Here is a 22,076-nt window from a genome sequence, read left to right on the forward strand (position 1 = left end):
CTATGCGGCCGATGTCGCGCTCTTGAGCTGATCCATGAACCCGCGACCAAGCACCACCTGCTCGGCGGTGTCCTCGATCTCGACGATCCGACCGTCCAGGCGGGGAGTGGTGTTTGCCGCTTCGCCGGGGCACAGCAGCCACAGGCCGTGCGGCCGGTCGGGTGCGCGTCGCGCCGCTTTCTGCAGACGGACCAGCAGTTCCCGGCCGCCTGCCTCGAAGTACCTGGCCAGCAGGCCCGCATCGTGCACGAGCAGGACCTGGCGCTCGGCCGCGCGGGCGAGCAGCGCGGATTCCACTCGCTGCCATGTGTGGTCCACGTAGGACCGCAAGCCCTGGCTGAGGCGACCGGTCTCGGTGAACCGGGCGTCGATGGTGAGCACCTTCTCCCAGTCAGTTCCCTGCTCGGCCGCCAAGGCACGGAACTCGGTCAGGAACAGGGTGTTGAAGTCCACCGGGGACACCTCGTAGACCTGCGCCAGGGTCGCCGCGAGACCAGGCAGGTGGCGGCCGTGCAGGGTTAGCGCGCGGAATCCGCCGCGTTCGACGGCCAGCGCGAGTTTGCGGTAGGACGCGTCACCCAGCTCGGTGCTCATGATGGACAAGCTGGTATTGCTGAACTGCGATGATGAAGAGCGGGGTACTTCCGGCGCGGGAGCGCGGAAGACTCGCAACACCGTGTCGTACTCCAGTTCGAACCCGGCGGCGCGCAGTGCGTCCCCCAGCACCACGTGGGTTAGCCTGCTGGGCACGTTCAGATCCGGGAACCTGGCTCGCACCTTGGCGATCAGGTCGTGTGGACTGATGCCGGGATCACGTCGGACACCAGCGGCAGCCTGGGACAGGCGAAGCGCGCGGGCCAAGTCCAGCTCTCGGGGGTAGAGCTCCAACCTCGGCGACCCGGCCGCGTTCTTCGACATCCGGGCCGCGAGGCCGACCAGCCTGGTGTCGGCGAGCGCGGGCAGTCCTTCGGGCGGCGCGACCGCACGCAGTTCCCGAACCACGGCCACCGCACCTGGCAACGAGTCTTGGTCGGCGACCAACTGATCCGCGCGCTTGCCGAGCGCGACGGCGTAATCCGCCATCTCCTGAGCGCTAGGTACGTCGGTACCGTGCAGTGATTCCAAGGCGACCAGCACCCGACCCGCTCGGCGCAGTACCGCCAGTCGGGGATCGGACACCTCGTCGGCGTTCGCTTTGACCTCGGCTGCGGTCTCCGCTTCCACCGCGGCTCGGACCACGGCCAAGGCTCGCGCCATGACGAGTTCGCGAGCCGCGTCGGAGGCGCCGTGGCGGACGCGGATGGCGACCGCCAACTCGTCCACGGTGCACACCCGACCACGGGACTCTAGGACCCCGACCAGTTCGTCGCGCACGCCCACGAGCCAGTCGGTCCCCGCCCACTCCTTGGCCGCCGCGCGGTGGTGGGTGGACACGGTCGCCTGGGTGACGCCCAGCCGGTTGGCTACCTCGGCCTGGGTCGGCCACGTGGGTGGGATCTCGCCTTCGGACTCCGCGGGCAGCCCCAGTGTCAGCCGCACCGCGTCCGTCTTCTTAGACCTGCGCTTGGCCTCGGGCAAGAGCTGGGCAGCCATGTCGTCCACACTCATCGCGGCAGTGGAACTCGGTACTTCCTGCCGCCCGCGACCGCCGCCCAGCATGGTCGTCCACTGTTTGTGCCTGCGATTCAGTTCACGCCGTACCGAGGCGCCCGCACCTCGAACCCGCGGAATCTCGTAGGGGGGCACGTCGAGCAGTTCGCCCACGGTGTAGGCGTTCAGCGTCGCGGCAACGGACTGCGCCCGGGGCGACAGACCTGCGGCAACGAGAAGTGTGCCAGGGGTGACCGCCTGCGCGGCTGTGTCGCGCTGCTCCTCCAACGACTCGTCCGAGCCGTGATCGGTCTCCGGGGAAGAGGCAGGCGCTGTGGCATCCGCGACCCGGAAGACCCCTCGCCACGCCTCCTCCATCTGCTTGAGCGTGTCGAACCGCCGGTTGACATCGCGGTGCAGTGCTCGGTGGAAGAACGACGACAGGCCTTCGCGCAACGCGGGCTCGAACAGCTCGTCGACGATCTTGGGGGTCTCGTCGTCGATGGTCTTGGGGTCGGCGATGTCGTCGCCCCACCGGGGCAGCTCCCCGGCCGCCATCTGGTAGAGCGTCACCGCGACGGCGTACCACTCGGCGTGGTCGTCGAAGACCGGCCTGCGCCGGTCGCCCAGGAACGGGTCGAGGTAGCGGTGGGTACCGGCCTTGATGTCCTTGTCCGACACACCGGCGAGGGAGAAGTCGAAGAGCTTGAGCTGCCGGGAGCGGTCTGCCCTGCGCAGCACACCGAGGTTGTCCGGCTTGATGTCGCGGTGCCGGATCCCCTTGCCCGCCAACTGGTCCAGCGCGGTGAACAGGTCGCCACCGAACCGCTCGAGATCGTGGTAGCTCAGCCTGCCCTCGGCGCGCAACTGCATGCCGAGCGACTGTTCGCCGACGAACTCCAGGTCGAGCAGCATCCGCTCGCCCAGTTCGCGGAGCGGGCCGAGCAGCTTCACCACGATCCCGCCGCCGACCTGCTCCAACGCGCGGGCTTCGGCCGTCAGCCGAGCGTTGCGCGTGGCGTCGAGAGCGATCTTGAGGACCTTGCGTTCGACGCTGTCGGCGCCGTCGTCGTCAACACCCTGCTGGGTGACCAGCAGGGCACGAGCGGTCGCACCGGTGCCCAGCACGCGGTCGACCATCCAGTCACCGTCGATCAGCTGCCCGGGCGTGGCGGTCAGGGGATCGATGACGTGCGCCGATCGAAGCGGCTCGGTCAGTTCCTTCTCGATCTCGTCGAGGCCGTGCAGGAACTCCTCGACGCTGGGGAGCCGCTCGTTCCAGTCCGAGCGGGTCGCCTCGAAGACGAGGTGGTCCAGTGAGTCGACTATCCCGTCCGCGATCACCGAGGGGTGCAGACCACCGTCCCGAGCCACTCGCTCAGTCAGTTCGGTGCGCAGCGCCGCAGGCGGCTGACCGGTGAGGATCAGGTACGCGACCGCCCCGACACCGAAGACGTCGAGAGCGACCGGGTCGGCGAACTCCTGGAACTCCGGCGCCAGGTAGACCTGTGCTGAGGCTTCGATGTGGGCGTTGGTCAGCGGTTCATTGAGCGAGGTATGACCCGTGGTCTCGAAGTCACGGGCTGCGGCCTGCCAGTCGATGATCCGGATCTCGGCGGCCTCAGGTGCCGCCCCCGGGGAGACGTAGATCGAACGGGCAGCCAGCGCACGGTGGTAGAGCGCACGGTCATGCGCGTAGCGCACGGCTTCGGCGACCTGTCGGACCAGGTCGAGCCTGATCTGCGGGGTCAGGTCGGCAGCCCGCGCGGCGAGGTAGTCGTCGAGCCGGAGGTCTTCCGCTCGGTGCCGGAACAGGATGGCGGGACCACTCTGGTGGTCGCGGATCTGCACTGCTTGTGCGATCCCGCGGTGGGTGATGCCCTGGAGCACCTCGTACTCGCGGCGGGCGGCGCGCTCAACGGTCTGCTGCCGCTGCGGCGTGGCTTGGCGCTCGGTGAGGTAGAGCCTGACCCGACCTTGTTCCTTGACCGGGCCACTGGTGCGCCGGGCCAGCCGGTCCTGCCAGGTCGGGCCCTCGTCCAGTACGTCGTCCCGCATCCGCCAGTCATCGGCGAAGTCCAGGTGCGCCGTGGACGCCCGGACACCGATCTTCTCCAGCCACTTCGGCAGCAGACGAGCGAACTCGGCGGTGATGCGGTGCGAGTCGTGCTGCGGCGGCCTGCCGAGCAGATCGGCCCAGATGGCGGGCAGGCCGGTGTCGAGCCCGTCGCGGCCATACACGTGCGCGGCTTGCACGTGGTCGAGCTCCGAGGTCAAGTTCGGCGCCGAGAGGAACACCGCGGGCTGGATCCAGGGGAAACGGCGGTCGCGGGACCCGTAGCCGTCGGCACGGGCCGCCTGCTCGAGCCTGGACTTGAGCTCCTTGGTCTTGCGGTCGGTGAGGTGCAGCGGGTTGCGCAGGGTTCGCACCCGGCCGCTGTCCGGGTCGCGGAACGACCAGGTCTCGCCACTGTTGACGACGTGGCCGGGGTGTCCCTTGAGCTCCAGCAGGTAGAGCCCTGCCGGAACCGCCACGAACAGGTCGCACTCGTTGATCCGACCCGAGTTGGCGGTGAACGAGAAGGTCGCCCACGCGCGGAACGGCTCGACGTCGGGCAGCTGGGCCCGGACGTGGTCCAGCCCGGCCTGCTCCCACGGGTACTCCGAGACCTCGGCCTGGAACCAGCGTTTGACCGGGGACTTGCGCGGCGGTGGCGCGGGCTTGGGTACGGGCTTGCCTGCACTCTCCGACACTGCGATCCCCTCTCCCACGCCTGCTAGGCCACCTCCAGCGACAACCATGCTACGAGCGGGTGTTTTCCGACCAACCAGACGTCGCGGTCGCGCACCGTGACGTTACGCCATCCGGTAGGTCACCCCGAGCTTGGTCGAGTTGGTGAAACGCGTTCGCCGGTCCACGATCGGGTGGTTGTCCGACCCACGAGCGTACGACGGCCTAGCTCAGGTCGGCCCTCAGGACCGCGTCGCCTGCGGATCAGTCGTGCCCACTATCCGAGCAGTGTCGCGGCGCGGGCGCGGATGCTCCGGTCGATGCCGTCGACCAGGTGAGGGTGGCCCGCGATCGAGTCCGCCACCTCCGGCCACGCGGAGACCGCACGCCGGACCGTGTTGGCCACCGCCTCGTCCAGCCTCGCCCCCGTGGCACCCAGGCGCTCCTGCAACCGGGTGAACGAACCAACGGAGACACGGTCGAAGCGCTTGGTCCCGTTGAACCGAAGTCCAAGCGTCTCCAGGTCGCCGGTCTCCCGGTACACCTCGGTGGACACCAGGTCGTACGCCGGGGCGAGAGTGGGGATGCGGTGGTCGCGGTAGATGAGCGACCAGTTCTTCAGGTGCGCGTCACCGTTGGTGATCAGGACGTCGAAGGCCAACCTCCGGGCGAACTCGCGCAGGGCCGCCACGTCACGCCGCCGGTAGACGAGCGCGGCGGCTGTCTCGTAGGTGCCGTTGTACTTGTCATCAGGCCAGAAGCCACGTACCTGCGCCAAGTCCTCGATGTGGATGAGGCCGCGATCGGCACCTCGATCGAAACGCCGGACCGCAAAGGCCCACGACTCTGATTCCGGCCACGCGGTGGCGGGCAGGTCCGGCAGCTCGTCGCGGTGGACAAGCCGGATGTCCGGTACGTCGATCCCCGCCTTCGCGGCGAGGGACATCATCGCGTACTCGTTGTGCGGCACCCCGGCATGCAGGCGATCGGGCAGCTTGACGATCCAGTCGCCGCCCCTGCCGAATGCGGGGAGTGTCAACCGGTCACCTTGCTGGAGCATCGAGAACTTGAGCTGCACCCCCGCAAGTGAAAACCGCCACTCAAGTGCACCCGGTTTGCCCCTGTCCGCGGAAATCGCTTCCGCTACCGGTGTTTCTCCCGGCTCTGTATCCGCAGGCAGCACTCGAACGGCACCGGGAAGATCGTGCCCGACCTGGGCCAACAGCTCCATCTCGCGGTCCGCGGAAACACCCTTACCGTCGGCGATCCACTCGCGCAGGCGCCCCTCCAGCAGCAGGTTGGAAAACCACGGGTGCACGCGCATGTGCGAGGCATGACGCAGCAACAGTCTGTCCTCGAACCACAATCCAAGAACAGCGCGGTCTGGGTCCCGCCTATAGTCTTCACTGAACTCGAACCAGGTGTAGTCCCCGCGCTGGTTCAGCGTGCCGACTCGATCGTCGTAGAGCCAGACGCCGTAGGCGGCCTCACGCGGCGAAGTCATCGGGATCTTCCGACTCGTCGTCGAGGTCGAGTTCAGAAAGCGCGGGAGTGTCTTCGAAGCCCCACTCACACATGAGTTCCAGGAAGATTCTCAACCGCTCACGTAGCAGGCCATGTCGCTCGATCAGGAACTCGCGGTAGTTCCCAACGCGCAACATCGCCAACATCTGGTTGCTCAGGGCGTGCGAGTCGAGCACTTTGTCCAATTCATGTCCAACCAAGCCGTCCGGTGGCGCCAACAAGATTGGGGCAACCTCACTGTCAGCGGTCAACAGCGGCGGCATCAGCACGCGGTTCGCCGCGTACTGCCGCAGCTCCTCCGGGGTGTCGCGCCGCACAATTACACTGCGTACGGCCCCGGACGCGGTCCAGGCGTCCGTGAGGCAATCTGCCAGTGCCGCTTGGTCGAACACATCCCCGGTCTCCACTGAGCGCGGTTCCGCATACCACCAAGCACACAGAGTGATCTTCGTCCGCGCCTCGTTCGCTCGGAACCGGCGCAGGTCCGGGATGGGATGTGCGGTCGAGTCGACCAACGCGAGCATCCCAGCCAGAGACGCGGTCACCGCTCCGGGAATGACCGCGGCGCACAAAGCCCGGATCGCACCTGTGGTTCCACCCTTGAACCTCTCCGGACCGATGACCGCAGCGCGCCAGAACCATCGGCGCAGCAACCGTAGATTGTGGTGGCCAGGGTCCGGGTGATGTGCGAAGAACCTAGCGAGCACGATCAGCAAGTTGCGGTACGGCAGCATCGCGACGTGCGGGACATATGCGTGCTCCTGGAGGAACTCGACCGCGAGCAACAGAGCGTCCTGAGCTCGCTCGTAGGCGGTGTCGCGATCCTCATCGGGAAACTCGATACCAGCCCGGCCAGCGAATTCGTTTCGAATGTCACGCAACACGTCCGAATTTCGACGAGCGAGAATCGCCTTGAGGATGGAGTCCCCATCCAAGACTCCAAAGGCGCGTTCCGCACTGACATTTTCGGCGATGAGCGGAATGGTTAGCTTTCCATCTGCGGTGTCCTCAGCGCCCGCGTTGAGCGCGGTGAAGATCTCAGCTTTACTCAGCCGTTTGCCATAGTTGTTCAGACGGTCGAAGATGTCTTGCAAGACCGCCACGTCGTTCTGCTCGACCTGGTAGGCGGGCACCTTGAACTGGCGAATCGTCCTGGCGACGGACGTAGCGTGCTTGAGCTGTGGAGCCATCTCGGGCCGATCGTGAAACCACTCGATGAGCCGCTCCAAGTCGAAGAGCACCGGAAGCGGGACCACGGCTGGATCAGCGGCCGTGGTGAGGCGATTGAAAGCCTTGTTCTCCAGGTCGTACCCGAGCGCGAACTTGGGATCAGTGGCCGCTTTCGGATGCAGGGCATTGGCCAGACTCGTGATGCGCTGCTGGCCGTCGACAACCCACAACGCGCGCTCGACTTTCGGCGCGTCGATGTGCAGGTTACCCAACACGAGGCGCTGAGCAGGAGCCGATCTCAGCCACAACAGCACGCTGCCGATCGGATACCCCTTCAGGACACTGTCGAACAGCCTGGCCACATCGTCCCGTCCCCATCTGAACGGGCGCTGGAAGTGCGGGATCCGGATGTGACCGACCCAAGCCTGCTCGACCAAGTCCTCCAGGTCGAAGGTGACGGCGTTGGGCTTGGTGTCCAGGCCGGCGCTCATCAGGTCGTCCTCACCTTCCAGTTGACCCAGCTGTGCAGATCCACGACGTCACCTCCAGCTACATTGTCGGCCACCGGCGGCTGCCGCCACCGACCGCCACGCGGTTCGCCGATACAGCGACTCGCGCCCGACGGGGCGGAGCCGCTCAACAGGCCGACCGGAGTGCCCGCGCGTAGCGTGCGTGATCCACTGCATCGTTGAAGATCGTTGGAGGGCGCACATGCGGATCCAGGTCAACACCGACCACGACGACGGCGAACGGCAGGCCCCGCCCGCCACGCCCGAGCCGGACTCCGGCCAGTCGCGGTTCGAGCGGTGGTTGACCAGGGTCGAGGTGCACTTCAGCGCGGAAGCCTTGGGCGTCAAGGATTCCCGCGCGCACGACCTCGACACCCGCCTGCCCGCGGCTGTCGAGGTCGGCCCAGAACTACCGGCCTAGTCCACAAGGGACAATGCAGCCCGTTGACGTTTCCATAGAATTGATGTGACCCCCACTCACCAGGCACAACGCACCGTGTACGGGTCGTGCGGCGCCGGGGTGAAGATCGTCGACAGGCAGCGGCGGGCGGGTGGACGTACGGTGGCTGGCATGCAGATCCTGGTCAACACCGATCACAACATCCACGGCAGCGCGAAGCTGGTCGAGCACGTCGAGGCCGAGGTCTCCTCGGCCCTGGAGCGGTTCGGCGACCGGCTCACCCGGGTCGAGGTGCACCTCAGTGACGAGAACGCCGATCGCGAGGTGGGCGAGGACAAGCGCTGCGTCATGGAGGCTCGGGGGGCTGGGGCGGCGCCGGTGGCGGTCACCCACCACGCCGGGTCGGTGGAGGACGCGTTCACCGGGGCGGCGCACAAGCTCGCGCACCTGCTCGACAGCAAGTTCACCAAGGCCGCCAACCACAAGGGCGCCGAGACCATCCGGCGGATGGCGGCGGACACCGGGCTGGTCTGAGGGGGGTCGCTGGGCTGTTCGCCGGGTCCCGCGCGTGTGCGACACTGCGCCTGCGACGACCCGGCGGCAGGACCATCCGCACCGCTGGGCCTCCACTGAGAGGCGCACACAAAATTGCATAACGACGGCGTGGAACTACTACTGAGCACCGCGGGCATGGGTGACGGCGTACGGGCCGTCCGGCACTTCCGGTTCCGGGAGGTGGTGGTGCGGGGGCACATCGAGGCCGAGCTCGCCGCCAACCACTCGCACGCCTCCCAGATCGGTGAGCACCGGTTCGTGCTGCACGGCGGGCTCAGCTCCAAGGTCAACCACTCGTGCGAGCCCAACTGCGGGATCAGCGTCAACCTCACCGGGGCGCACGACCTGGTGGCCCGGCGCGACATCGAGCCCGGCGAGCAGATCTCGTTCGACTACGCGATGCGCAACCACACGGTCGACCACTTCACCGAGTCGTGCCAGTGCGGTCACCCCGACTGCCGCGGCCTGATCACCGGGTGGAAAGACCTGCCCGCCCAGCGCAAGACCGACTACACCGGGTTCATCGCCCCGTACCTGCTCGACATCGACACCAGGTTGACCAGTCCCCGCTAGGACCCCGGCGCGGTCACGGACCCGCTCAGCCTGGACCTAGCTGACGGGCACCGGGGCGTCGCGGTCGCGCAGCCGCTCGACGGCGGCGTCGATCCGCTCGTCGGTGGCGGTGAGCGCGATGCGGACGTGGCGATCGCCCGTCGGACCGTAGAACGTCCCCGGAGCGGCCAGGATCCCCCGCTCGGCCAGCCAGCGCACGGTGTCCCACGCCGACTCGTCGCGGGTGGCCCACAGGTACAGCCCCGCCTCGGAGTGGTCGATCCGGAACCCCGCCTCCAGCAGCGCCGGGCGCAGGACCGCGCGCCGGGCCCCGAAACGGGCCTTCTGCTCGGCCACGTGCGCGTCGTCGGCCAGCGCCGCGGTCATCGCCGCCTGGACCGGCCGGGGGACGATCATCCCGGCGTGCTTGCGCACCTCCAGCAGGCCCCGGACCAGCGCCGGGTCGCCCACCACGTAGCCCGCGCGGTAGCCCGCCAGGCTCGAGGACTTCGACAGCGAGTGCACCGCCAGCAGCCCGGTGACGTCCCCGCCGCTGACCGAGGGGTGCAGCACCGACACCGGGGCGGTCTCCCAGCCCAGCGTCAGGTAGCACTCGTCGGACACCACGATGGTGCCGCGTTCGCGGGCCCACTCGACCACCTTGCGCAGGTGTTCCACGGGGAGCACGCGCCCGGTCGGGTTCGACGGCGAGTTGAGCCAGATCAGCGACGGCGCCGCTGGCCCGAGGGCCACCAGCCCGTCCGAGCGCACCAGCGTGGCCTTGGCCAGCCGGGCGCCGACCTCGTAGGTCGGGTACGCCAGCTCCGGGATCACCAGCGACGTGGCACCCAGCAGCGTCGGCAGCCAGGCCACCAGCTCCTTGGAGCCGATCGTCGGCAAGACCGCGTCCTGGTCTATGCCGACGACACCGTGGCGCCGCTCCAGCGCCGCCACCGCGGCGGCGCGCAGCTCCGGGATGCCGTGCGTGGTGGGGTAGCCCGGCATCTCCGCGGCCGCCCCCAAGGCCGCCTGGACGAGCGGCGGCACCGGGTCGACCGGGGTGCCGACCGACAGGTCGACGACGCCGCCCGGGTGCGAGCGCGCCCGGGCGGCGTGGTCGGCCAACAGGTCCCAGGGGAAGTCCGGCAGGTCGGGGAAGGTCATTCGCCCCGCGGGTCGAGCGCCTTCACCCAGTCCGGGTCGGCGCTGACCTTGCCCGCCTTCGACGCGCCACCGGGCGAACCGAGGTCGTTGAAGAAGTCCACGTTGGCCTTGGTGTAGGCCGACCACTGCTCGGGGACGTCGTCCTCGTAGTAGATGGCCTCCACCGGGCAGACCGGTTCGCAGGCACCGCAGTCCACGCACTCGTCGGGGTGGATGTAGAGCATCCGGTCGCCCTCGTAGATGCAGTCGACGGGGCACTCCTCGATGCAGGCCTTGTCGAGAAGATCGACGCAGGGCTCGGCGATCACGTAGGTCACTGCGCTCTCCTGCTCCTTCATGGTGTTCGGCGCGCACTCGGGAAGATGCGCGACAGCCACCAGTATCGCCCGTCCGCTCTGGGGGCACGCACCCGGTGCCGCATAGCTCACATACCGGTACGGCCTGATAGGGGGTGTCGGCAGACTCCGGGGGTGGGCAGTGTTGACGTTCTGGAGCAGGTGTGTGCGGACGCGTGGCCGCCAGTGGTCCAGCGCGCGCTCGGCGGGTGGCGGTTGCGCGCGTCGGGAGGCTACACCGGTCGCGCGAACAGTGCGCTGACCAGCGGGGATCCTGGTCTGCCCGGCCCGGCGGCGCTGGCCGAGGTGATCCACTTCGCGCGGCGGCACGAGATCCGGCCGTACGCGCAGGTCGTCGTTGGTTCACCCTGGGAGAGCGTGCTGTCGCAGGCGGGTTGGTCGGTGAATCTGGCACACCCCAAAGGCGCAGAGTCGGCAGTGCTGTCGGCGCCTCTTAGCGCTGACGGCTGCGGGGCGACCGTCTACGACAATCCGCCGCCGGGCTGGCTCGAAGTAGCGGTGCGCGGTCCGGTTTCGGAGAACCAGCGCCAGATCCTCACCGGAGGTCCGAAGGTGGGGTTCGCGTCGATCGCTTGCGGCGGTGAGATCGCGGGAGTCGCGCGCGGATGCGTGGTCGGTACCTGGCTGCACATCGCGGTGTTGGAAGTACGGCAGGAGTACCGCCGCCGGGGTCTTGGCCGTCAACTGCTCTCGGACCTGGACACCTGGGCAGCGCAAGAGGGCGCTACCGACAGGGTCTTGCAGGTGTCCGTGGACAACGAGGTAGCGCTAGGGATCTACCAAGACCTCGGTTACGCGGAGTCGCACCGGTACCGCTACTGGGCTCCGTGAGCGTCCAGCCACTTGCGGCCCTTCTTGGCTGCGCGCTTCAACGCGCTGCGCTCGCCGAAGTAGTCCGCGGCCATCCCGACGACCGGCAGCACACCGATCGCCTTGTGGTAGAAGCGACCCTGCGGCCGCTTGTCCAGTTCCTCGCCCAGGCCCCACAGGGTGCGGCCGAAGCGCAGCAGCGTGCGGCCCGCGGCCTTGACGGTGATCTTCCCGTGCCGCTTCTCCGACTCGTCGAGCTCGGCCGTCAGCTCCGCGGTGGCGGCGTCCTCCTGCTCGTCGGTGAGGTCGTCGCCGTGGCCCGAGGCCAGCCGCAGGTCGATGTCGCGGTCGAAGAGCACCTTGGCGATCAACTGCACCCGAACGGCGTTGTCGGTGACACCGTGCTCGGCGGCCAGCGCGGAGAGCACGAGGCCCTGACCCGCGGTGGCCAGCGTGTCCTGGATCGGCAGCCGGTCGGCGAGCGCGCCGCCGAGGCCGGGCACCGAGGCCAGCAGCACGGTGAACCGGCCGACCCGGTTGACCCACCAGTCGTCCCGGGCGGCGACGCTCATCGAGTTCCACGCCGTGGTGCCCGGGACCTTGACGCTCTCCAGCCCGTCGAGCAGCTTCTCGCGCAGCGACCGGTCGACCTTGGCCAGCTCGACCGCGTCCTCGGTCTCGGCGGGCGACTTGTCCGCGTGCGCCGGCAGCACCCGCCGGACCAGGCCGAACGGGTCGGACGTGCGCAGCGCGCCGAGCATCGGCGTGGTGGCCCGCACGAACGGGCGCAGCACGGTCACCACCTGCCGGTCGGTGATCGACTCAGCCATCCTGGCCCTCCTCGGCGGTCAACGAGCGGGCCAGCACGTCGCCGATCTTGACCGTCGCCGGGAACGCCCCGGCGGCGAGCAGCAGCAGCGTGCGCCAGTCCGCGATCACGACCACGTCCCCGCCGGGCCCGACCACGACGAAGACGAACAGCGTCGCGAGCCACACGTACAGCGGTCCGCCCGCGAAGGCGGCCTTGGCCTTGATCCGCCCTGCTCTTACCACCAGCCAGGGGAGGGTGAAACCGGCGAGCAGCACGGTGATCGGGAACTGGATGTCGCCGAGCTTGGGCAGCACCGTCCCGTCCAGGCGCAGCGGCAGGTAGAACAGCTCGACCAGGGCGAGCGCCACGCTCGTCGCCAGCAGCCCGGCGTAGCGCAGGCGCTCGCTGGGCGTCACCGGTCAGCGCCCACGTGCTCGACCGGGGCGAGGCCGCCGAAGACGTCCGACTCGATCGACTCCGCGGGGCGCTCGCCCGCGAGCACGTAGTACTCGTGGTCGACCACCGGTTGGGCGATGCCGTTGGACAGCGCGTAGCTGTGCCGCCCGTCCTGGCCCTGCCAGACGGTGACCTGGGTGGCGTGCGCGCGCAGCGCCCGCAGCTTGGCGGGCAGGTGGTCGCCAATGGCGACCGAGGTGGTGATCCCGCCGTCGTCGACCACCGGCAGCTCACCCGGCGTGGGCAGCCGCCAGGGCAGCCCGGCGGTGTGCGCGAGGTCGGCGACGCCCGCCTCGACGGCCTGCTTGGAGACCACGGCGTAGTAGAGCCGGGCGACCTCGGGGACGCGCGTGACCGCGGCGGCGGTGATCTCGTGCGCGCGGATGTGGTCGGGGTGGCCGTAGCCGCCGTCGGGGCCGTAGGTGACCACGACCTGCGGGCGGACGTCGTGCAGGATCGCGGCGAGCGCGTCGGTCTGCTCGGCGAGCGAACCCGAGGCGAACGCGCGCGGGTGGGCGTTGGCGGCGGTGTCGACCATGCCGGAGTCGCGCCAGCGGCCCATGCCGCCCAGGTAGCGGTGGTCGGAGACGCCGAGCGCGGCGCACGCGGCGCGCAGCTCGCCCACCCGGTAGCCGCCGAGCTGGTCGGCCGCGGCCGCGCCGAGCTGGGCCAGCGAGTCGGGGATGATCTCGCCCTCCTCGCCCAGGGTGCAGGTGACCAGGGTCACCTGGACACCGGCGGCGGCGTAGCGGGCGATCGTCCCGCCGGTCCAGAGGCTCTCGTCGTCCGGGTGGGCGTGCACGAGCAGCAGTCGTGGTGGGGCTGTCAGCATCTCGGGTTCAGCCTAAGCACGAGTAGGGCGATGCCGGTGCGCGGGCCAGGCCGCGCACCGGCATCGTCAGGTCCATGACGGGGCACGGGCCCCTGGCGGACGAACCCTACTACGACGCGGATCACACCTTTACGGCAGAACGCTGCGCTCCTCGGCGAAGTGGCACGCCGAGGCCGTCGCGCCGTGGCGCACCAGCGGGGGCTCCTGCACCGCGCAGATCTCCTGCGCCTTCCAGCACCGCGTGCGGAACCGGCACCCCGACGGCGGGGACACCGGGCTGGGCACGTCGCCGGTCAGCACGATGCGCTTGCGCTGCCGCTCCTGCCGCGGGTCGGGCACCGGCACCGCGGACAGCAGCGCCTGGGTGTACGGGTGGCTGGGCCGGTTGTAGATGGCCTCCCGCTCGCCGATCTCGACGATCTTGCCCAGGTACATCACCGCGACCCGGTGCGAGATGTGCCGCACCACCGACAGGTCGTGCGCGACGAACAGGTACGCCAGACCCAGCCGCTGCTGCAGCTCCTCGAGCAGGTTGACCACGCCCGCCTGCACCGAGACGTCCAGCGCGGACACCGGCTCGTCGAGCACGATCATCTTCGGGTCCAGCGCGAGCGCCCGGGCGATGCCGATGCGCTGGCGCTGACCGCCGGAGAACTCGTGCGGGTAGCGGTTGCGGTGCTCGGGGTTGAGCCCGACCAGCTCCAGCAGCTGGTCGACCCGGTGCTGCACGGCCTTGTCGTTCTCGCCGACGCCGTGGATCCGCAGCGGCTCGGCGACCACGTCGTTGACCTGCCAGCGCGGGTCGAGCGAGGCGTACGGGTCCTGGAAGACGATCTGCAGGTCGCGCCGCAGCGGGCGCATCTGGTTCGCCGAGAGCTTGGTCAGCTCGCGGCCCTCGAACCGCACCGAGCCCGAGGTGGGCTTGTGCAGCTGCAGGATGGCCCGGCCGGTGGTGGACTTGCCGCAGCCGGACTCGCCGACCAGGCCGAGCGTCTCGCCGCGGCGCAGCTCGAAGCTGACCCCGGACACCGCCTGGACCTGCCCGACGGTCCGCGGGATGATCCCGCCGCCGCGCACCGGGAACTCCTTGACCAGCTCCTCCACGGCGAGCAGCGGGACGTCCCGCTCGGGGGCGGCGTGCCGCCCCGGCTCGGGCGCGGTGTGGGTGTTCGTCATGAGTGGGGGCCTTCCTGCACACGCAGCTCGACCGTGTGCGCGTCGGCGGCGACCGGCATGTCCGGGTCCGCCTCGACCAGCGCGGCCGGGTTCTCGATGACGCCGATCTCCTCGTGCTCGAACAGCGACTGCGGCCTGCGCAGACCGGCCAGGTGCTGCCAGCGGTGGCACCGGGTGGTGTGGTCGCCGCGCTCGGCGGCCAGCAGCGGCGGCTCCGCGGTGCGGCACTGGTCGACCACCAGCGGGCAGCGCGGGGAGAACGCGCAGCCGGTCGGCAGGTTGATCAGCGACGGCGGCGTCCCGGTGATCGGGGTGAGCCGCTTGCCCAGGCTGGCCGGGTTGGGCAGCGAGCCGAGCAGGCCGACGGTGTAGGGCATCCGGGGGTGGTCGAAGACCTCCTCGACCGGGCCGGACTCGACCACGGTGCCGCCGTACATGACCTGCACCCGGTCGACCATGCCCGCCACCACGCCGAGGTCGTGGGTGATCATGATGATCCCCGCGTCGGTCTCGTCGCGGATGGTCAGCAGGGTCTCCAGGATCTGCGCCTGCACGGTGACGTCGAGCGCGGTGGTCGGCTCGTCGGCGATGATCACGTCCGGGTCGTTGATGATCGCCATCGCGATCACCACCCGCTGCCGCATGCCGCCGGAGAACTCGTGCGGGTACTGCGAGGCGCGCCGGTCGGGCTGCGGGATGCCGACCAGCTCGAGGGCCTCGATCGCCTTGGCCCAGGCCGCCTTCTTGGAGACGGCGTGGTGCGCCCGGTAGGCCTCGGAGAGCTGCCAACCGATCGTGTAGACCGGGTTCAGCGAGGTCATCGGGTCCTGGAAGATCATCGCCACGCCGTTGTTGCGCACCGACATCATGTCCTTGTAGGACAGCCCGACGAGCTCGCGGTCGCGGTAGCGGATCGAGCCGGTGACCTTGGCGCTGCCGGGCAGCAGGCCCATCACCGCCATCGAGGACACCGACTTGCCGGAGCCGGACTCGCCGACGATGCCGAGCACCTCGCGCGGGCGCAGGACGTAGGAGACCTCGCGGACGGCGCGCACGTTGCCGTCGTCGGTCGGGAAGGTCACCGAGAGGTTCTCGACCGAGAGCACGGCGTCGGTGCGCACGGGCCGCTGCTGGATCGCACTGCTCATCAGGCACGCACCTTCGTCTGCCTCGGGTCGAACGCGTCGCGCAGGCCGTCACCGATGAAGTTCACCGCGAGCGAGAGCAGCACGATGATCACGAACGGGCCCCAGAACAGCCACGGCCGGTTGGTGATCTGCGAGTAGTTCTCGTTGATGATCAACCCGAGCGAGGTGTCCGGCGACTGCACGCCGAGCCCGATGAACGAGAGCGCGGCCTCCGAGAGCACCGCGGTGGCCACCGCGAGCGTGGTGTTCACGGTGATCGTGCCGACCATGTTGGGCACCAGGTGCCGGAAGATGATCCACCGGGTCTTGGCGCCCGCGGCCCGGGCAGCCTCGATGAACTCGCGCTGGGCCAGCGAGAGCGTCTCGCCGCGGGTGATCCGGGCGATGGTCATCCAGGCGAACGCGGCGAGGATGAACGCCACGGTGTACCAGCTGCCGCTGAGCGCGCGGACCAGGATGGCGGCCACCGCGATCTGCGGGATGATCAGCATCAGGTCGGTGAACCGGCTGATCACGCTGTCCACCGCGCCGCGCAGGTAGCCCGCGAGCGCGCCCAGCACGACCCCGACCAGGGTCGAGCCCAGGGCCACGACCAGCGCGATCTGCACCGACAGGCGGGTGCCCACGATGAGCTGGGCGAGCATGTCCTTGCCGGTCTGGATGGTGCCCAGCGGGTGCGCCCCGCTCGGCGGCAGGTAGCCGCGGCTGCGGGTGTCCTCGACCGAGACGGTCCAGAACAGCGGGCCGAGGAAGCCGAACGCGCAGATCAGCAGGAACACGACCAGCGCGGCGACGGCGAGCCGGTGCCGGAAGAACCGGCGCAGGATCAGCGTGCTCTGCTTGCGGGCCTTGGTGGCGTCGAACTCGCTGCCCTTGGCGACGGTGGGGGATCCCGCGGCGGGCAGCCCGGTGGGCTGCAGCGGGTTCAGTACGGGGGACGGGTCGCTAGGCAAGGCGGATCCTCGGGTCGAGGAAGCCGTACATGATGTCGGCCACCAGGTTGAACACGACGACCAGCGAGGCGGTGACCATCAGCCAGCCCATCAGCATGTACGGGTCGAAGGTGCGGATGGACTGCACCAGCAGGTTGCCCATGCCCTTCCAGCCGAAGACCGTCTCGGTGATGATCGCCCCGGAGAACAGCGCCGCGGCGTTGATCGAGAACAGCGTGCTCACCGGGATCAGCGCGTTGCGGAACGCGTGCCGGAAGATGACCCGCCGCTGCGAGATGCCCTTGGCCCGCGCGGTGCGCACGTAGTCGGAGTTCAGCGTCTCCAGCATCGAGGCGCGCTGGAAGCGGCTGTAGGCGGCGAAGCTGATCAGGGTGAGGCTCAACGTCGGGAGCAGGTAGGTCCCGGTGTACTGGAACACCTGCTCGCCGAAGGAGCCCTTGAACCCGCCCGCGGCCGGGCTCACGGTGCTCAGCCACCGGTCCAGGCCCATGCTCTCGAGCAGGTTGTTGAACTTGATGCCGTAGGTCTTGAGGATGACCGCGACGCACACGATGGGCATCGAGAACATCAGGAAGGCCGTCGAGGTGGCCAGGTAGTCGAAGATCGAGTACTGCTTGACCGCGGCCAGCACGCCGACCGAGACGCCCAGCACGATGGCCAGCAGCTCGGCGCCGACGACCAGCCGGGCGGTGATCCACAGCGCCCGCATGACCGAGTCGAAGATGTCCACCTTGGCCTGGCCGAGCGCGATGCTCTGGCCCCAGTCGCCCTGCAGGAAGTCGACCAGCCACTTCCAGTACCGGACGATGATGGGCTGGTCCAGCCCCAGGCTGATCTCCAGGTCGCGGATCTGCTGGGCGGTCACGCCCGGCTTGGCCCGCAGCTCGCCGATCGGGTTGCCCGCGGCGGCGACGAGGAAGAACGCGGCGATGCTGCCGATCAGCAGGATCGGTATCGAGATCAGCAGCCGTCGAATGATGTAGCGAATCACGAAGAGCTCCTCGGTGGGGTCCCAGGCTGCCTGGTGGGCGGCGCGGTGTTCCCTGATCCCGCCAGTGTGCCTCCGGCGTGCTCAGGTACCCAAGCGAAGGGGCCGGACTCCTGGTCCGGCCCCTTCGCTTGTCGACCAGTCAGCCGCCTGGCGCGGCAGGGCCGATCAAGAGGTCTTGACCCACTCGTTGGCGTTCCAGAGTGCGCCGTTGTAGGACTGGAAGAAGACCTTGTCGATGCCCTTGAACGCCCACATGTTGGGCAGCTGGTAGAGCGGCAGCGAGTAGTTGTCCTCAGCCATCAGCTTGTCGGCCTCCTGGAAGGACTTGCGGGCCGCCGCCTCGTCGAGGTTGCTGACCGCGTCCTTGTAGGCCGCGTCGACCTTCGGGTTGCCGTAGTTCGACCAGTTCTGGCCGCCACCGGTCGAGTAGATCGACTGCTGGCTGGACTTGAACGGCGCCGAGGACCAGGCGAACAGCGCGATGTCGTAGTCGCCCTGGCTCACCCGGGTGTCGAGGAAGTTCGGGTCGGTGTCGTCGACGATCTCGATGCCCGCGCCCTTGCACTGCGACTGGATGAGCTCGACGGTCTGCTTGCGCCGCGGGATGTCGGTGTGGCTGATCTTGATGGTCAGCTTGGCACCGCCCTTGGTCGCGAACCCGTCGCCACCGATGGTGTAGCCGGCGCCCTCGAGGGTCTTCTTGGCCTCGGCGGCGTCGCCCTTGTACTGGACGTAGTTGTCGTTGTAGCCCTCTTCGGCCTGGAAGAACACCAGCGAGCCGAGCGGCTTGGCCGTGTCGAGCACCGGCCGGATCAGCTTGTCGGCGAGCTCGTCGCGGTTCACGCACTGCATGAACGCCTTGCGGACCGCGGCGTCGGAGAGGAACTTGTTCTTGAAGTTCAGGTCGAGGTGCTCGTAGGACAGGCCGTTGGAGGCACCGAAGGTCACGCCCTGCGAGGACAGGCCGCGCAGCCGCTCGGCGGCGTTGGCGTCGGGCTGGGCCATCGAGTTGACCTGGACCTCGCCGTTCTCCAGCGCCTGGGCCTGGGCAACCTGGTCGGAGATGCCGCGCAGCACGATCTTGGCCGGGCCGCCGGGCTTGCCCGCCCACTTCGGGTTGCGCTCCAGGGTCACCGAGTTGTTCTGCTCGAACGCGGTGAGCTGGTACTGGGCCGAGGACGGCATCAGCTTCGCGTCGAAGCCGTTCCACTTGGTCTTCCAGAACTCGGCGACCTTGGCCAGCGCGGCCTGGTCACCACCGGTCGGCGTCAGCTTGGTGACGTCGGCGACCCCGGTCTCCTTCTCCAGGATGTGCGCGGGGAGCACGTCGCTGGAGACGCCGAAGAGGCCCTTGTAGTCCGGGTACGGCGTGCCGAAGGTGGTCACGACCTGGGTCGGGGTCTTGCACTCGACCTTGTCGATGAGCTCGTAGCCGGTGGTGCTCGCGGCGGTGAACAGGTCCTTGCCGTCGGCGCCCTTGGCCTTGCCGGTGGAGCTGAGCCAGTCCAGGTAGAAGTCGTCGCAGTCCCACGGCTCGCCGTCGGACCAGGAGATGCCCTGCTTGATGTTCCAGGTGACGACCTGCGGGGACTTGCTGGTCACCTCGACGGAGTCCATCACGTCCTTGTTGAGCAGGACCTTGTTGTTGCCGTCGAGCTTGTAGGCGCCCGAGAGCACCTGGCCGAGCGCGAACGTGTTGTACGAGTTGTTCGCGTCCGAGGTCTGGTTGTTGTACGCGGTGAAGGGGTTGTCGGTGGACACCACGAAGGTGTCGTTCGACTGGGTCACCTCGGGCGAGGTGTAGTTGTCGCCCGATTCGCCCTTCGCGATCGCCATGGCCGCGATGTCGCCGGTGGGCTCCTTGGCACCCGTGCTGCCGCCGCCGCCGTCGCCAGTGGAGCCGCCACAGGCGCTCAGCACGAGCGACATCCCGGCGATTGCCGCGATTGCCGTCAGTGAGCTCTTCTTAATTGACACGTGCCCTCCTAGCACAGGGCGTGCCGCAGCCGATCCGGCTGGGACTGCACCCGTTACCCATCACGCCCCCAACGACCGTTGGGTGGCGCACTAGGTGGGCACGCTAGGAACGAAGCGGCGTCCCGGTCACCTCTGACAGGTCGATCGTGACCAAAGGGTGACAAGCAGGCAGCCACAAGCAACGCGACTGTTACCAGCAGGTACTCGACGGTGATGATCGCTAACGGAGAGTGATCCAGCTCACCCGGCCATCCGCCGCCACTGGGTGGCCCCGGCGAACGGCCCCGCCCACGGCGGCCCGACGGACACACCGGACATCTCGCGCCGCACCACCAGGGTGTCGGCCTCCTGGTAGAGCGGGATCGCCACCGCCTTGCCCCACAGCGCGGGCTCGACCGAGGTCAGCGCGTCGGCGAACGCGGACTGCCCGGTGAGCGCGGCGTCGATCGACTGCTGGACCGACTGGTCGCAGAACCCCAGCGGGTTGGCCGCGGTGGTGACCGCCCCGTCGGTGGTCTCCTGGGCGCAGCCGAAGCGACTGGCCAGCACCGTGGCCGGGTCGCCCGCGGCGGGCTCGGGGGCGACCACCAGGTCGATCTGCTCGGCCGGGGCGGCGGCGTCGGGCGGGCGGGGCGCGAGCAGCGAGGTGAACAGCTCGTCGGCGGCCGGGGTGAGCAGGCGCGACTGCACGCCCCCCGCGGAGAGCTGGCGCTGCAGCTCGCGGGCCATCTCGAGGTAGGCGGTGCGGCCCGCGGGGGCGGCGATGACGAGGTTGAGCGGGACGTCGGCGAGCTGCCAGCTGCCGTTGGGCCGGGTGTAGCCGGCCTGGGTGAGCAGGTTCTCGGCGAGCGGCAGGTTCGGCGTGACGCCCGAGGGCGCGGACGGCGCGTACCCCGGCGCGCTCGGCGCCAGGACCTGCGCGTTGGCGGGCAGCGTCGCGCCGGGACCGCCGCCGGTACCCGCCTTGACCAGCGAGTCCCGGTCGACCAGGGCCGCGACCGCGGAGCGGATGCGCGGGTCGGTCATCGCGGTGCCGACCGGGCGCAGCAGGACGGTGGCCACGGTGGGGCGCGGCACGGTCTTGGTGGTGGTCGTCTGCCCGAGCGCGGTCAGGGCGGTGAGACCGGTCGAGTCGGGCGCGGTGAGCGCGAGCTGGTTGTGGCCGGAGCGCAGGGCACCGGCGATGCCGTCGGCGTCGCCGCGGCGCAGGATGATCCGGTCCAGCGGGACGGGGGCGGCCCAGTAGCGGTCGTTGCGCTCCAGGACGACCTCGCCGCGGTCGCGGTCGAGCCCCTTGACCGAGAACGGGCCGCCGGTGACCGGGAAGGTCTCCTTCAGGACGCTGGCCCAGCCGCCGGGGATGTCCTTGAGCAGGTGCGCGGGCAGCAGGTCGGCGAACAGCGAGCGCCACCCGGGGTAGGGCTTGCTGAAGTTCACCTCGACGACCCGGCCCGCCTCGCGGGCGGAGATCTTGGAGATCAGCCGGTAGCCGGGGCCGTCGAGGACGCCGGGCTCCTGGCGCAGCTGCTCCCAGAGGTAGACGAAGTCCTCGGCGGCGATGGGGGCGCCGTCGGACCAGGACGCCTCGGGGCGGATCCGGTAGGTGACGGTGTAGGGCTCGGCGTTGGTGACCTCGGCGGAGACCATCAGGGTGCGGTCGAGCGCGGGGGTGCCGTCGGGCGCGGGCCGGAAGACCGAGGGCAGCAGGACCTCGGCGAGCGCGGTGGTGATGGTCGACTGGTCGGCGAGCTTGTGCGGGTTGTAGCCGCCCAGGACGCTGTCCACGCCGACGACGGCCTCACCGAGGTCCATCGGGCGGGTGGACTCGGTCCGGGCGACCTCCGTGGTCACCAGGGGTGGCGGCGGGGCGTTGGTGCAGCCGGTGAGGACGGCGACCGCGAGTAGGGCGCATCCCAGCCTTGCCTTCACGCACACCTCCCCAGGCGATTCGGTTGGCACATGCTGTCAGAGCGGGCGGCACTGGTTTGACACACCCAACCGCATGACGCACGGGCCGTACCGAAGGTTCCGGACACGGCCCGTGTGATCCTGCTCCCCCGTTCAGGGGTGGGTGGCGAGCTCGGCTTGGCAGAGCTCGACGAACTCGGTGAGGGCCTCGCGGGAGAAGAGCATGGTGAGGAGGTCGTGGGCACCGGCCCCGTCGAAGAACACCTCGAGGTCCGCGCTGTCGTCGTCTACCTTCCGAACGCGCACGGACGCCCCATCGCGGACGTTCACCCATGCTCCGACCTGCAGATTGTCACTGGCCATGGTTCGCTCCCAACCCTTGTCAAGCCCCTGTGGACAACTTCGCGCACCCAACCCCACCCAGTGACTAATCTGTCACCGCAAGCAAGAATGAATGGGTACC

Annotated in this window: 19 protein-coding genes; 4 read left to right on the plus strand and 15 right to left on the minus strand. The window is 69.1% G+C overall.

All coding sequences use genetic code 11. From position 1 onward, the window contains the following. The 3 genes from pglW to QSK30_RS23540 all read right to left on the minus strand — a co-directional run bounded on the left by pglW (position 1) and on the right by QSK30_RS23540 (position 7,506). Positions 1–4,344 carry a BREX system serine/threonine kinase PglW gene (gene pglW, locus QSK30_RS23530; protein ID WP_285505844.1) on the minus strand — a complete coding sequence of 1,448 codons (4,344 nt, stop codon included), beginning with the start codon at positions 4,342–4,344 and terminating at the stop codon, positions 1–3. Between the two features lie 254 nt (positions 4,345–4,598). Beyond that, on the minus strand, positions 4,599–5,825 hold the full coding sequence (locus tag QSK30_RS23535; protein ID WP_285505845.1) for a type II toxin-antitoxin system HipA family toxin: 1,227 nt from the start codon (positions 5,823–5,825) through the stop codon (positions 4,599–4,601). Beyond that, positions 5,809–7,506, minus strand: a complete 1,698-nt coding sequence (locus QSK30_RS23540; protein ID WP_285505846.1) for a DUF262 domain-containing protein — start codon at positions 7,504–7,506, stop codon at positions 5,809–5,811. Before QSK30_RS23540 ends, QSK30_RS23535 begins: the two co-directional genes overlap by 17 nt. Positions 7,507–7,726: 220 nt before the next feature. Here QSK30_RS23540 and QSK30_RS23545 point away from each other — a divergent pair, with 220 nt between their 5' ends. From QSK30_RS23545 to QSK30_RS23555, 3 genes are all read left to right on the plus strand, one after another. Next, positions 7,727–7,945, plus strand: a complete 219-nt coding sequence (locus tag QSK30_RS23545; protein ID WP_285505847.1) for a hypothetical protein — start codon at positions 7,727–7,729, stop codon at positions 7,943–7,945. A 150-nt stretch (positions 7,946–8,095) separates the two neighbouring features. Continuing rightward, positions 8,096–8,458 carry an HPF/RaiA family ribosome-associated protein gene (locus tag QSK30_RS23550; RefSeq protein ID WP_285505848.1) on the plus strand — a complete coding sequence of 121 codons (363 nt, stop codon included), beginning with the start codon at positions 8,096–8,098 and terminating at the stop codon, positions 8,456–8,458. 129 nt (positions 8,459–8,587) lie between these two features. Further along, the gene (locus tag QSK30_RS23555) at positions 8,588–9,052 is read left to right on the plus strand and encodes an SET domain-containing protein-lysine N-methyltransferase (RefSeq protein WP_285505849.1); all 465 of its coding nucleotides are present in this window, start codon (positions 8,588–8,590) and stop codon (positions 9,050–9,052) included. A 36-nt stretch (positions 9,053–9,088) separates the two neighbouring features. Here QSK30_RS23555 and dapC read toward each other — a convergent pair whose 3' ends face one another. Together dapC and fdxA are read right to left on the minus strand one after the other, a co-directional pair. Further along, positions 9,089–10,195 (minus strand): succinyldiaminopimelate transaminase, encoded by a 1,107-nt coding sequence (dapC, locus tag QSK30_RS23560; RefSeq protein ID WP_285505850.1) that lies wholly within the window; start codon positions 10,193–10,195, stop codon positions 9,089–9,091. Continuing rightward, positions 10,192–10,512, minus strand: a complete 321-nt coding sequence (gene fdxA / locus QSK30_RS23565) for a ferredoxin (protein WP_285505851.1) — start codon at positions 10,510–10,512, stop codon at positions 10,192–10,194. Before fdxA ends, dapC begins: the two co-directional genes overlap by 4 nt. A 45-nt stretch (positions 10,513–10,557) precedes the next feature. On the opposite strand from fdxA, the gene QSK30_RS23570 reads away from it, so the two are divergent. Continuing rightward, a complete protein-coding gene (locus tag QSK30_RS23570; RefSeq protein ID WP_502871874.1) occupies positions 10,558–11,382 on the plus strand; it encodes a GNAT family N-acetyltransferase in 825 nt (274 codons plus the stop codon). On the opposite strand, the gene QSK30_RS23575 is transcribed toward QSK30_RS23570, so the two are convergent. From QSK30_RS23575 to QSK30_RS23620, 10 genes are all read right to left on the minus strand, one after another. Further along, on the minus strand, positions 11,367–12,191 hold the full coding sequence (locus QSK30_RS23575) for a hypothetical protein (protein WP_285505853.1): 825 nt from the start codon (positions 12,189–12,191) through the stop codon (positions 11,367–11,369). The genes QSK30_RS23570 and QSK30_RS23575 overlap by 16 nt on opposite strands. Continuing rightward, positions 12,184–12,588 carry a hypothetical protein gene (locus QSK30_RS23580; protein ID WP_285505854.1) on the minus strand — a complete coding sequence of 135 codons (405 nt, stop codon included), beginning with the start codon at positions 12,586–12,588 and terminating at the stop codon, positions 12,184–12,186. Before QSK30_RS23580 ends, QSK30_RS23575 begins: the two co-directional genes overlap by 8 nt. Continuing rightward, complete coding sequence (gene mshB / locus QSK30_RS23585; RefSeq protein WP_285505855.1) at positions 12,585–13,460, minus strand: N-acetyl-1-D-myo-inositol-2-amino-2-deoxy-alpha-D-glucopyranoside deacetylase; 876 nt, start codon at positions 13,458–13,460, stop codon at positions 12,585–12,587. The genes QSK30_RS23580 and mshB overlap by 4 nt, the downstream gene beginning before the upstream one ends. A gap of 129 nt (positions 13,461–13,589) precedes the next feature. Continuing rightward, complete coding sequence (locus QSK30_RS23590) at positions 13,590–14,636, minus strand: ABC transporter ATP-binding protein (RefSeq protein WP_285505856.1); 1,047 nt, start codon at positions 14,634–14,636, stop codon at positions 13,590–13,592. Further along, complete coding sequence (locus QSK30_RS23595) at positions 14,633–15,784, minus strand: ABC transporter ATP-binding protein (RefSeq protein ID WP_285505857.1); 1,152 nt, start codon at positions 15,782–15,784, stop codon at positions 14,633–14,635. Before QSK30_RS23595 ends, QSK30_RS23590 begins: the two co-directional genes overlap by 4 nt. Continuing rightward, positions 15,784–16,713 (minus strand): ABC transporter permease, encoded by a 930-nt coding sequence (locus tag QSK30_RS23600; protein WP_502871876.1) that lies wholly within the window; start codon positions 16,711–16,713, stop codon positions 15,784–15,786. Before QSK30_RS23600 ends, QSK30_RS23595 begins: the two co-directional genes overlap by 1 nt. 16 nt (positions 16,714–16,729) lie before the next feature. Continuing rightward, positions 16,730–17,728 (minus strand): ABC transporter permease, encoded by a 999-nt coding sequence (locus QSK30_RS23605; protein WP_285505859.1) that lies wholly within the window; start codon positions 17,726–17,728, stop codon positions 16,730–16,732. A gap of 165 nt (positions 17,729–17,893) precedes the next feature. Then, entirely contained in the window at positions 17,894–19,705 is a 1,812-nt protein-coding gene (locus QSK30_RS23610) for an ABC transporter family substrate-binding protein (RefSeq protein ID WP_352231607.1), read from the minus strand. Between the two features lie 240 nt (positions 19,706–19,945). Further along, positions 19,946–21,634: an ABC transporter family substrate-binding protein gene (locus tag QSK30_RS23615; RefSeq protein ID WP_285505860.1), complete on the minus strand. Its 1,689-nt coding sequence runs from the start codon at positions 21,632–21,634 to the stop codon at positions 19,946–19,948. A 132-nt stretch (positions 21,635–21,766) separates the two neighbouring features. Further along, positions 21,767–21,976 carry a hypothetical protein gene (locus QSK30_RS23620; protein ID WP_285505861.1) on the minus strand — a complete coding sequence of 70 codons (210 nt, stop codon included), beginning with the start codon at positions 21,974–21,976 and terminating at the stop codon, positions 21,767–21,769. Positions 21,977–22,076: the final 100 nt, after the last annotated feature.

The organism is Actinokineospora sp. NBRC 105648 (assembly GCF_030269645.1).
In the GTDB taxonomy this organism is placed as follows: domain Bacteria; phylum Actinomycetota; class Actinomycetes; order Mycobacteriales; family Pseudonocardiaceae; genus Actinokineospora.

Bases quoted from the DNA above. Each gene is read 5' to 3' on its own strand.
- QSK30_RS23535 (WP_285505845.1), bottom strand. From the start codon at position 5,825: ATGACTTCGCCGCGTGAGGCCGCCTACGGCGTCTGGCTCTACGACGAT.
- QSK30_RS23540 (WP_285505846.1), bottom strand. From the start codon at position 7,506: ATGAGCGCCGGCCTGGACACCAAGCCCAACGCCGTCACCTTCGACCTG.
- QSK30_RS23545 (WP_285505847.1), top strand. From the start codon at position 7,727: ATGCGGATCCAGGTCAACACCGACCACGACGACGGCGAACGGCAGGCC.
- QSK30_RS23550 (WP_285505848.1), top strand. From the start codon at position 8,096: ATGCAGATCCTGGTCAACACCGATCACAACATCCACGGCAGCGCGAAG.
- dapC (WP_285505850.1), bottom strand. From the start codon at position 10,195: ATGACCTTCCCCGACCTGCCGGACTTCCCCTGGGACCTGTTGGCCGAC.
- QSK30_RS23570 (WP_502871874.1), top strand. From the start codon at position 10,558: ATGCGCGACAGCCACCAGTATCGCCCGTCCGCTCTGGGGGCACGCACC.
- QSK30_RS23575 (WP_285505853.1), bottom strand. From the start codon at position 12,191: ATGGCTGAGTCGATCACCGACCGGCAGGTGGTGACCGTGCTGCGCCCG.
- mshB (WP_285505855.1), bottom strand. From the start codon at position 13,460: ATGCTGACAGCCCCACCACGACTGCTGCTCGTGCACGCCCACCCGGAC.
- QSK30_RS23590 (WP_285505856.1), bottom strand. From the start codon at position 14,636: ATGACGAACACCCACACCGCGCCCGAGCCGGGGCGGCACGCCGCCCCC.
- QSK30_RS23595 (WP_285505857.1), bottom strand. From the start codon at position 15,784: ATGAGCAGTGCGATCCAGCAGCGGCCCGTGCGCACCGACGCCGTGCTC.
- QSK30_RS23620 (WP_285505861.1), bottom strand. From the start codon at position 21,976: ATGGCCAGTGACAATCTGCAGGTCGGAGCATGGGTGAACGTCCGCGAT.